Source organism: Bradyrhizobium sp. UBA2491, from assembly GCF_002341725.1.
GTDB lineage: Bacteria > Pseudomonadota > Alphaproteobacteria > Rhizobiales > Xanthobacteraceae > Bradyrhizobium.
Genome location: NZ_DDOP01000079.1, coordinates 160,326 through 172,669, shown reverse-complemented (window position 1 = coordinate 172,669; position 12,344 = coordinate 160,326). Strand labels below are relative to the sequence as shown.

Here is a 12,344-nt window from a genome sequence, read left to right as displayed (position 1 = left end):
TGAGCCGATAGGCCGCGGCGTACTGGGTCGCCCGGTCGAGCCGGGCGACGACGACAGTGGATGAGGACAGAGTCTCACATCCTTTCAGGACGAGGTCTTGTTTTGTGTGGCACAATCCCAGACCCTCATGGTGAGGAGCGCCGCTTGCGGCGCGTCTCGAACCATGAGGCCCCACTGCTCTGCTGCCACAACAGCGGCATATGCGATTGCAATCGCGCGAACAGCGACTACTGCCCTGGCCGGCGCCGTTTGTCGTCGTCGCTCTTCGATGTGCCCTGACCGGTGCCGCCGCCGCTGGCGTCGGGCGTCTCGCCGCCGCTGCCGCCATAACCCAGCACTTCGACGATGACGATGGAAGGCTGGTCGTTGGGCCTGGACGGCGCCACCTGGCCGGCCTGCTGGGTGGCGGCCGTCGTGTTGGTGGCGGTGGTCAGCGCGACCGTGTTCGGCGGCGGCGTGAAGGCGAGGCCGGTCACCGTGCCGGTCGCCGTGATGTTGAAGGCGTTGAGCACGACCAGCGCCACCAGCGTGATGTCGTTGCCGCGGATACCGGCGGCACCGACGTCGATGGTGCCGCGCGGCGCGATCAGCGTCACGTTGCTCTTGGTCGGATCCTGTCCCGGCAGCGTCACCAGCGCGGCGATGCCGGCGCCGGTGACGAGCCCCTGCGGATTGACCGCGCAATAGCCGTTGACGTCGCAGATCTGGCTGACCGACGGGCTGGAGGCATAGGTCTTCGGTCCCGAGCCGGCGTTGATGTCGCCGTTGGCGTCGAACAGGCCGATGTCGCCGCCCTGCTGGGTCATGATACGGCTCTGGTTGACCAGGATCGAGTCGTTGGCAAAGGCGCGGATGCTGCCGCCGGCAAGCGTCAGGATGCCCTCCTGGTTCGGCAGCAGCGCATCGAGCGAACTGTGCCCAACCGTGATGCCGCCGCCCGGCCCGATGATGTTGATGTCGCCGCCCTGCTGGCTCTCGAGCAGCGACGCCGCGATGTTGAACTTGCCGGTCGGGACCTTGGTGGCGGCGCCGTTGCCGCCGCCGGTGTTGTTGTCCGTGTAGCCATAGCCCGCGGGGAACAGGGTCGAGATCGCCGCGTAGGCGCGGGCATACTGCCCGTAATACGGGCTCGACGGATTCTTGTAGTCCTTGCCGACCTGGATCAGGAGGTCGAGGAAAGCGCGGTTGACCAGCAATTGCTGGCGCGCCGGCGACAGGCCCTGGAAGGTGGTCCAGGCCTGGTCGCGCGACTGGCCGAGGATCGAGGCGATGTCGGCAAGGAAATCGATGCCGCCGGTGCCGGCCTGCGCCGGATTGACGTAATTGGCAATCGCCGTTGTGTAGTCGATGCCCGGCTTGACACCGAACAGCAAATCGATTTCGGCGCCCTGCGCCGGTAGGTAGAATCTGGGGAGTTGGGAGGACTGGTTGAACCCGCTGCCGAACGAGGTGCCGTTTCCGAGCGTCGCAATGCCATTCTGCGCAGCAGAAGTGCCTGACGCCGTGAACGGCCCCAGATCACGCCCGGCCTGCAGCACGAAGGTGCCGGGGCCGTAGAGGTAATAGCTGCCACCGACAAAGTCGTTGCCCGCGACGATGCTGGTGATGTCGCCGGCGTTGTTGTTCTGCCCGATGAAGCTGAAGCCATTCGTCTGCGGACCGCTGCTGGTGGTCGCGAGCACGCCTGGCCCGGAGAGTGCCCCATAGATGTTGTTGCCGGCTTCGATCCGCGCCGGCTTGTTCAGCGTCAGGCCGCTAACGCTGTTGGCAGCGGCGTTGACGGCGTAGATGTCCTGGCCGGCCGCGATCACGACCGGGTCGGGGTCGTTCGCATGCAGGGCCTGGGTCAGGCTGGGCGGCACCAGCCCGAGCGGACTGATGTAGCTGGAGCGATAGCCGATTGTGCCGCCGTATTGATCGCTGCCGGCGCCGTTGCCAATGTATTGCGACGACGTCGTGGCAGGATCCTGCATCACAAGCCCTGCTCCGAGGCGAATCGATTGCCCCGCGACGAGGGTAATTGTGCCGGTATCGTCGCCGGCCTGGGTCGGAACAGAAACGAGAGTGGCCTGCGCCGTGGCGGCGGTGAGATCCACATTGCCCTGCAGCGAAATCAGATCGAGTGTCGCCGGCAATAACAAACCAACAGCTCCTATGGTGCTGTTATTGTGGAGGAACAACCCAGTCGTGTTGCCCGACGCACTGTCGTCCCTAGCGATGGTCAGCGCTGTCACGTCCCCAGCGGTGCTGGTCAGCGAGACGCCGCTGCCAGGACCGTATGTCGTAAAGTACTGGTTCCATGCATCATGGACACCGTTACTGTTGCTGCCGGGCATGGCGCCAAACGGCGTGCGCCAACCGCTGTCGCTCGGCAGGGACGCCGGATCGAAGACATTACCGAGCGCAATCGCGCCGCGGGCGGCGATCCTGACGAAACCATCCTGCACCGCGAGCAGCAACGGCAGCGGAACAGTCCCCGCGACGTTGTTGCTGCCGTCGAGTTGCTGCAGGACAGTCGGCAGACCGGTGATTGGATTCGACGGATCGACGGTGACGGAACCGCCCACCTGGATCAGCCCGGTGCCGCGGCCGACCAGGAAGTTGCTGCTCAGGAGATTGCCATCGGCCTTCACCGCCAGATTGCCACCACCATAATAGGTCACGGTGGGGCCGTTTACATTGCCATTCCTGTTGGGGACGCCGGTGCCGCCGCCGACCACAAGGGTTTCCGGCAACGAAGCGCCGATATCGACGATATCGCCGCCGGCGATCAGCGTGACATTGCCGCCGCCGAGCGCGCCGACGCCCTGGAAGAAGGTATTGAAGTTAATCCAGGCGGCGGTCTGGCAAGTCGCGAGGAAGATGCCACAGCTGGAGAAGGGCGTCGCTGTACCGGTGGCCTGACCGAAGCCAAAGTACCATGGGCTCCAGAACTGGCCGGTGGGGCCGTTCGGGACGCCAAACTGGCTGCCGTTGCCATCGTCGGTTGGCGTCTCGATGCCGATGATCGAGCCGCCGGCGCTGATGGTCACCGCACCGCCGCCGCTCGACCAGTTCGGCTGACCCACGAGGCCATTCGGGGTCGCCAAATACATCGCGGCCATTGACGGAGCCCGGAAGTCAACCGGAGTGCTCTCGATATGACCGGCCGTGTAGATCGCACCCGGCGCGGTCTGATCGATGAACGCGACGTTACCGGCGGCAGTGATGTCGATCGCGCCGGTGCCGGTGCGCACGAGGGTCGGGATGACGATCGTCGGATAGACAAAGTTAAAATTGGAATCATAGGTGCCAAATGAACTGACGTACGCGGTGTGGCCGTCGATGATGACGCTGCCGCGCGGATTGCTGACGGAGGTTGGGTCCGGGAGCGGGATCACGGCATTGGGATTGGCCGGAGGCACGCCGCTTCCGATCGCCGCGCCGGCGACAAAATTATAGGAGAACGAGCCATTGTTGACGCCGGGGACGATGGCCATCAGGCTCGCCGCCGAAGTCGTGTTGAATTCGTAGATCCCGGTGCTCGGCTGCTGGGCGGGATTGTTGGCGATCAGATTGGCGACGAGATCGGCCTGGGTCGAGGGATCCGTCACGAATGCGCTGGAGGATTCATAGAAGCCGTCGCTGATCGTGGCGTTGATGACGACGTTGTTGATGGCCTGCAAGGTCAGCACGCCGGGCTCGCCGACGCTGGTGCGATAGGCCGGCTGGTAGTTGGTCAGGGGTGCATTCTGGCTCGCGGTGGCCAGCGTCGTGACGCCGCCGAGATTCCAGTTGCTGGCGACCGTGATGTTGCCGCCGTTGATCGTCGCGTTCGGATTGATCAGAGCGATCTCGGGGCGGTAGTGCACGTTCTGGACATTGCCGAAGCTTCCGGAATCCCTCGGGCGGACGCTGAAGCCCTGCACGAAACCGACCAGCGTGTTCTGGTAGAAATTGACGTGAGGGGTGTAGGCACCGGCAGCAGGGATGTCGTAGGTCGAGATCGGATAGATCGACGCAGTGCCGTCCGGGCTTGTTGGGAAGACGACCTGTATCGGCGTGCCATCAGCCTGCGGCGCATAGAAGCCGGCGGGATCGATGATGCCGTCGAAATGCTTGTCGAGCTCGGCCGGACTGTCTTTGGTGCTCCACACTGCATAGGCATTGACCACAACACCAGCGCCGGGCTTGCCGCCGTTGCTGCTGTCGACGACATTGCCCCTGAAGCTGATATTGACGGTGCCATCGCTCAGGATCGGGGCGCGCAGGATGACCTGCCCGCCGGTGTTCGAGATATTGGTTCCCCCTGCCCCGCCACTGACATCGAAGGTGACATTGGACGCGACCGTGATCGCACCGGACGAAGACACGTTCTCATAGCCATAGGTGGTATTCAGCGAGCCGTCCGGCGTGCCGGTGGTGCCGAGCTTGATGGTGCCGCCGTTCTGCACCAGCATCGAGGTGCCGTTGCCATAATTCGGATTCGAGGGATCGTCCTTGACCCAGGCCGCGGTCAGCCGGGTTCCGGCCCCGATCACCACGCCATTCGCACCGTAAAGCGCGATCTGACCGTTGAGACCGCTGGCATCAAGCGTGGCGATCTGGTTGGCGGGATTGCTCACATCGCCGCTGCCGTAAATGTAGACACCGCCGTTGCTCGCCGTGAGCGTGATCTGCCCGGCGTTCAAGGCCGGCGCCAGCGCGTTGGCAACCGATCCGATCACGATGTCGCCCTGCTGCAGGGTGACCGCGATGCTACCGGTGAAGCTCGTCGGCAACTGGCTGCCCGCCGCTAGGCTGCCGGCGTTCAGCGTGAAGTTGCCGCCGAGATCCTTGAACGCGGCGTGCCCGTCGAGCGTGCCGCCCAGCATCACGCTGCCTGCCGCCTGGATCGAAAGCGAGCCCGCGAAACCGATGCCGGCGGATGCGACGTTGACCGTCGCCTGGGGGTCGATGGTCACATTGCCGGTGTTCGACACCAGCTTCACCTTGCCGCCAGGCGAATCCTTGACGACGTCAAGGACCATCACCCGCGAACCGGAGGCATCGATCGATGCACCCGCGCCGAGCGCGACGTCGCCGGCGGTCGCGGTGAGGCTGAGATTGCCGGACCGCGCTTGAATGACCGCGGCATCGAAGATCGACGCAGCCGTGACGGAGAGCGCGCCGCCGATGTTGGAGGCGATGCTCGCGGGCGCAGTGCCTGGACCGGTGACCAGGCTCACGGCGCCGCGGCTGACCAGCGACTGGCTGGCGCCAGCGTTGACCAGTATCACCGGTGCGGACAGCAGCACGCTCGCCGTGCCGGCATCCAGGTTGCCAGCACTGGTGAATGCGATGGCCTGGCCACCGTTCAGAGTGACCTGGCCAAAGCCGCCCAAGCTCTTGGCGCCGACATCCTCGGTGACGGTCCCGCTGGCGTTCAGCGTCAGCGTGCCGCCGGCGCCGGCGATGCCCGTCCCGGTAACGCCGCGGCTGTTGGCGAGATCGATGTTGCCGGCGTTGACGGTGGTGGCGCCGCCCTGGCCGTACAGCCCGGCGCTGTCGAAGGTCAGTGTGCCGATCGGATGACTGGCATCGCCGATCTGAAGCCCGCCGGCATCATACAGATTGATCACCGATGCGCTGCGCAGGCGGACCGAGACCGCGTCGTTGAAGTTCGCCAGCACCGCAGTGTTCAGCACGACGCCGGACGAGCCGCCGCCGACATTGATGACCGAACCGGCGATATCGTAGTTCCTCGCGGTCAGGACGGCGCTCGAGGCCAGCGCGCCGTTGCCGCTGCTGTCCAGCGTAAGGGCGTTGCCGCCGTCGATGACCGCGCCGGCGCCGATGGAGAAGGCGCCCTGCGGCGTCGAGCTGCTCGGCGGCGTGCCCGGTCCGCTGTACTGGCCGGGCACGAAGTACCGCGTCACGTTCACCGCGGTGCCGTTGGAGACGCGCAGCATCGCGCCGTCACCGGTCACGCCCGCGGTGTACCCGGTCAGCTGTCCATTGTTGTACTGCGCGACCGGATTGGCGCCGAAGCTGATGTCACGATCGGTGCCGCCGGGCACCGTGCCGACCGCGCGCACCACGCTGCCGGCATCGACCACCACGCCCCGGCCGCCGCCGCCCAAAGAGACCAGCACAAGCTCGGGGCCCGTGAGCGGATGCGCCGCGTCGGTCAGGATCTCGAGATTGAGTGCGGTGGCTGCGATGTTCTGGACGCCATTGACGACCTGGGCGGTGCCGCCGATCAGCACCGAGGATGCACCGAGGCCGCTGATCTGGTCGGCATCGAGCACAAGGTATTTCGCCGAGCTCGTGCAGCCGGGCGCGCTGCCGCTCAGGCAAGCGTCCGCCGGCACTGCCTTGTCGCCAGCCAGGATCAGGATGTTGCTGCCGCCGATCTGGACCTGGCCGCCGCCACCGACGAGGCCTGGCGCGAGACTGCTGGTGCCGGGTCCGAACAGGTTCTTGCCCGCCAGGTTGAGGGAGTCGATCGCACCGAGCACCAGCACGCCGCCGTCGATCGGCAAGGGCGGCGGAGCTTTGCCCGCGGCGAGTGCCTGGTTGCGGAAGAACGTCGTGCCTGAGGTGATGTCGATGCGCGAATATCTCGACCACACCGCCTGCGACTGTAGCTGGAACGTGGCGGACTGCGACGATTGCGCGCCGGTAAGCGAATTGCCGAGGGTGCCGGTGACATATTGCGAGCCGTCCGGGCTGGTGAAGCTCTTGGCCGCGCCCGGATTGACATTGTTCGCCACCTGCACGACGCGGTAAGCGCCGGGCAATGTCGCATACATGCCCGGCAGCAGCGTATAGGTACCGGCCGGGATGCCGTTGCCGCCGGCGATGGTCACCGACTGGCCCGGGCTGATCGCGTTGGCGTAAGGTACGCTGGCGCCGGACGGCACCGCCGTGCCGGAGTAATAGGGGGTGTCGGCGAAGTTGGGATCGTACGCGGCCACATTCGCCAGATAGCTCGGCACCAGCGCATAGACCTGCCGTCCGTCGGAATAGGTCGGCGTGATCGCGGCGGTTGCCGGGTTCTGCTGGTAGGTCGTGAGCACATTGCGCGTACCGCCCGTGCCCGCCACATATTCGGTGGCATAGATGTCGCCGCCGCCACTGAGGTCGAGCACCGCGCCGGAGCTGGTGGTGACGGTGGTGCCAAACAGGCTGATCGACTTGGCCGGCGGCGCCGTCAGCACCGGCGGCACATTTGCGTTACCGGACGTGCCCCGGTACCAGGTCGTGTCGTCGACGGTGTAGCCATCCGGAATCGCAAGGCCGGCCGCCGAGACGGAGGTCAGGCTGCCCGTCCCCAACGTGACGTTCTTGGTCGGCGCGAACGCGCCTGTAACAAACAAGTTGCCCGCACCTATCAGACCGGAGATGTTCCCGAAACCGGCCGGAACCTGGCTGGCATCCGTAACGCCGAGGACGATGCTGCCGAGCGGTGCCCAAAGCGTGCCGTTCTGCACGATGTTCTGCGCGCTGACGATGATGCCGCCGCCCGCCGACAGCGGTGCCGTGGCAACACCGTTCTGCACGATGGTGATGGTGCTGGAGGAGCCCTGTGTGCCGGTCGACATCAAGACGAAGTCGGTATTGCTGACCGGATAAATCTCGGTCGCCCGCAACGTCAGGTTGCCCGGCACGATCAGAGCGCCGACGAAGGTCGATCGACCGCTGCTGTTACTGCTGCCGATCGCGCCATAGTTGTCGGGCAACAGCCGGATCGCGCTTGTGCTGGTGAAACCTGTATTGACGACGTTGTCGAGCGCGATCGCGCCCTGCAGGTCGATCCACCGAGCCGAGATATTCAGCGTGCCGTCGGCAACCTGCGGGACCGCAAACGTCCCAGGAGTGGTCTTTCCGACAACGCGAACATAGCCCGCATCGAGGTTCACGACCGCGCCGCCGATGCTCGGGATGCTGCCGAGCCCGAAATTATTGCTGGAGTTGCTAAGATCAACGCCTGACGGCAGCAGCCCACTGCTTGCCGGCAGCAGCACGATATTTCCGAAACTTGCATTCAGTGTCAGCGCACCGGGGATCGCTACGTTCATCGAACCCGCGAATGCGATGGTTTGCGTATTCAAGGTGACGGAATCGAAGCCGCTGCCGCTGAGCGTATCAGCGCCGATGAATACACCCGGCGTGAGCGATCCATTCGGGGCCGGCAGATTTGCCCCAACGACTCCAGCGGACTCGATCACGATCGCGGTGGGAAAGTTGTTGGCGTTCCCGATCGTCAAGCTGCCGCCGGACGCCAGCGGCGCGCCGCCAGATGCGTCGACCGTGCCGGCGAAGTAAACCTCGGTACCGAGCAACTGCAGGCTGCCACCATTGCTCCAGGCTGCCTGTCCCACAAGACGCGGCGCCACCCCGCCCTGCGGCAGCTGGATCAGGTTGCTGGCAGCCGAAACCGCCGCGCCCCGCAGATCGAACCGGGCTCCGGGCTCCACCACGACCGGGACGTTGTCCGAAGTCGCGTTCACAAACGTGCTTGCAAGCGTAATGGTGCCACCACCCAGCACCGTGCCGGTGGAATAGGCGACCACCTGAGGATTGGGCACGAAGGTGCCGCTGACATCGAGATCGGCGGTCGCGCCGATCCGGACTCCGTTGCCGGAGATGTTGATGGTACCGGCCGGCGCGACGATGCTGCCGAGGACCGTGGTCGCCGCGAACGTGCCCGTGCCACCGTTTGAAAGCGCGATTGCCGCAGCATTCAAGGTGACGGTCGCCTGCGGATCGGTGACGATGCTGCTCCCGGTGTCAACCAGAATGCCGGTCTGGGAATTCAGGGTCAGACCGACCGGCTGGCGCAATCCGTCCAGCAACTGCCCGACCGATACAAAGCTGCGCACCAACGTCCCAGTCGGGATCTGCATCTCATGGCCGGTGGGCAAGAAATTGGTCTGCCGCAACACCAGCTGCGTGCCGGCCGTGACGGTCGTGCCGCCGTTGATGTCGGACAGCGTGTACTGCGAGAAGGCGCCGGTGAAGAATGAGGGCGGCAGAACCAGCTGGCCGGCCTTGGCGTCCGATACGGCAATGCCGGAAACCGCGACGTCGGCAAGCGCATTGGCCGTTGCACCGGAGAGATATGACGTAACCTGCCCGGCCGTGCCATCGATGACGACCGTCGGCACTTGCAGCGACAGCGTGCCGCCACCGTCAAAGCCGCCTGCGTAGATCGTAGCGCCCAGAATTATGTTGGCTTGATTTGGATGGTTGACACTGCCGTCCGGGTTGGTGCCGTGCGGGACGACGTTAAACGGGTTGGTCCCTTGACCGTTGCCCGCGATCCTGCCGGGAAATCCGCCGAGATAGGTTGTCAAAGTCAAACTGCCGCCCTTGCCGATCGGGAGGCCGTCGGACCCGGTCTTGAGCTTGCCGGTCAAGCCGGCATAGCCTCCGCCGGACAGATCGATGACGCTGCCGGGTGTCAACACGATGCTCTGGGTGACGTCCGTGAAAGCGCCATCTTCCGAACTTGGCCCGTTGCTTGCGGCCACCGTCGCAATGCTCACGCTACCGCCATTGACGTAGGCCGGCCCCTGGAACCGATCCGCGGACAGACCGGTATCGTTGACCCAGAGGCCGTGCACGTCCAGCACCGCGTTGGGCCCGATCACCAGCGCCGGCGTCGGCGGCTGTTGCGGTGGCGTCTTGGCACCATAGGTGAAGCCGGTCAGGCTGATGTTGCCGCCCGGCGCGCTGAGCACACCGTCGATGGTCGACACCCCGTCGAGGGTGATACTTCCGCCAGGTCGAACCACCAGCACTGCATCCGTCGGCATGTTGAGCTGGCTCGCGCCCTTGATCGAGATGGCGTTGAGCGAGGCATTCGACAGTACATCAGAGAACAGCGGGAAGATGCCGTTGGTCAGCGCCGGCATCCAGGTCGACGCATTGGCGAAGCTGAAGGTGCTCAGCCCGTATGGATCCGGCCCTGCGTCCGCCTGCGGCTCGAGCGCCACATTGTACGCGCTGGGGCCACCATTCCCGACGAAACTGACGCCCAGCGAACCGCCGATGGGCATCGGATCGAGGCCTGCGCGCTGGCGCTTGCCGGCGGTGACGTCGGCTACGATATCGCCTTCGAGAATTGGGGCGCTGGCAGTGACGTTGACGGCGCCGGCATTGGCGCCGGCGATGTAGCCGGCCTCATAATACGCGCCGGAGCCTCCGAGCGGGCTGACATAGACCTCGGTGACATTCCAGCGCGGATGGTTGACCACGAAGCCGTTGGCAATCGCCACATAGGAGATGTTCGGATTGGCATTGCCGATGTTGTAGGTGCGCCCGTCGGCGCCGAGCAGCCGCGTGGTGTTGATGATACCGCCGAGATATTGCACGTAGCCGGCCGAGACGTTGATCACGGAGCCCGGCTGCTGGATCACGTTGCCCGCCGACGTGTTGAGGGTGCCGCCCCTGGTGAGGATCTGGTCGATGCTCTGGGGGATCAGCCCGGCATAGCCGGCCGCGGTGAGGATCGGCGAGCCGACCCACTGGAAGCCGTCGGCGCGGGTGCCGCTCAGGCGCAGATCGATGGTCACCGTCTGGCCGATCAGGCCCTGCGCCAACGGCGTGTCCGCCACCTCGGCCGCAGTGATTTTGAAAGTCACCAGGTTGGTCGACATCGGCAAGGTGACGCCGGCGATGCCGGAGAGATCGATGGTGCTGCCCGGTTCGAGCAGGACGGCGTTCGTCGTGCCGCCGCTCCCGGCACTGATGGTGAGCGCCGCGCCCGGCGCCTTGATCAGCGCGCCGCCGAGACCTGCGCCACTACCTTGGACGTCGACATTCCCCTGAGCGCTGATGTTGATCTGCGGCTGCAACACCTGTTGGAAATACGGGGCGGTCGCACCGTTGGTGCCATTCGCCGTGGTGGTTGAATTGACGGTCGAGGTAGGCAGCGTGGTGCTGGCTTCGTCCGGCAGGATGGAGGTCAGGCTCGTCGCCCCCAGCACAACGTTGCCGTCAGTGCCGTTCCCGCAGCCGAGCTGACACAGCGTGCTCAGAGCGATCGAGCCCGTCCGCGTGGTGCTGGTGGTGGCGACGATGGCGCCGAGCTGGCTGATCGATCCGCCCGCAAGCGTGACGGCGCCGTCGTTGGAGACAAGCAGCCCGGTCGTCTCGTTGCGGACAACGCCGCTACCAGCCACCGGAGTGGCCGATCTACCGGTGAGCACCTGCATCGCTGTCTTGACGCCAACCACACTCGCCGTCGGCGTGACCAGGGTCACGGCTCCGCCCGAGGCGAGGATGATCTGGCCGTTCTGGGTGGTGATGCTACCGGCATTGCTGATGCCGCCGTCGGCAAGCAACGCTACATAGCCACCGTTTCCGCTCGAAGTGACCTGCCCGGTGGTATCGATCACGGCGCCGGGCTGGACGACGATCTTGCCATTGTTGCCCTGGTTGAAGACCGCAGCGTTCAGTCCGTTCGTCACTCCGGTAGGCAGCGAACTCTGGAACAGGCCGCCCTGCAAGTAGGCTTTGTAATTGCTCCCGGTCAAGCTGGGGTCCAGATCAAGCGTCGAGGCGATCAGGGTGTTGACGTTGATCTGGCTGGTGCCGCCGAAGATGATGCCGTTCTGGTTGATCAGGTAGACCCTGCCATCGGCCTTGATCGAGCCCAGGATCTGGCTCGGCGAGGCGCCCGCCGCGATCTTGTTGAGCGCGGCCCAGCTGGCGTTGCCACGCTGGTTGAAATTGACAATCGTACCCGTGCCGACGTTGAACGACTGCCAGTTCAACAGCGCCTGCGGCTGGGTCTGGTCGATGTTGACGGTGGACTTGCCGCCGCTCGTGGTTTGGGTCGGCGTGTTGGCGCCGACCCAGGTGGTGACGGGATTGGCGATGCCGGTCGCCTTGAGGCCGCTGTCCGGCACCAGGCCGCCGACGTTGAGGCCGTTCGGGATCGTGCTCGGCGCGCTCGCGGAAACGTTTCGCGCCTGGGTCTGCATTGCCTGCAAGGCCTGGATCGCCCGCGTCGCGCGCATCAACGACTGCTGGCTATTCTGGGCCGCTTGTTGCGCTTGCTGTGCCGCGACCTGCGCCGCGTCCGTCGCCACCTGCGTCGCCGCGGTGTTCACCCCCCACGTGCCAAACGGGCGTGCGCTTGCGGACGAGCTCACCGCGATCGCGACCGAACTCACGCCGGCCAGAAACAGAGTGCGGCGCGAACCGGGACGAGCGCGGGGTAGCGAATTCATGCAGGCCTCTCAATGCAGCAAGTGATACGAATCGAGCATCCACAACAACGCATCGGCCATGCCGGAACTCAGCCTGGCGCGATGCCGACAGATCGACCAGAAGCGCGCAAGGCCATCGGTGCGCCCGCTCGCATCCAAGCG

At 65.2% G+C, this 12,344-nt stretch carries 1 protein-coding gene; it reads right to left on the bottom strand.

The features are described 5' to 3' along the window. Nucleotides 1-227: 227 nt before the first annotated feature. Nucleotides 228-12,203: a filamentous haemagglutinin family protein gene (locus B2W55_RS27400; protein ID WP_081725937.1), complete on the bottom strand. Its 11,976-nt coding sequence runs from the start codon at nt 12,201-12,203 to the stop codon at nt 228-230. Between the last annotated feature and the right edge of the window lie 141 nt (nt 12,204-12,344).

Bases quoted from the DNA above. Each gene is read 5' to 3' on its own strand.
- B2W55_RS27400 (WP_081725937.1), bottom strand. From the start codon at position 12,203: ATGAATTCGCTACCCCGCGCTCGTCCCGGTTCGCGCCGCACTCTGTTT.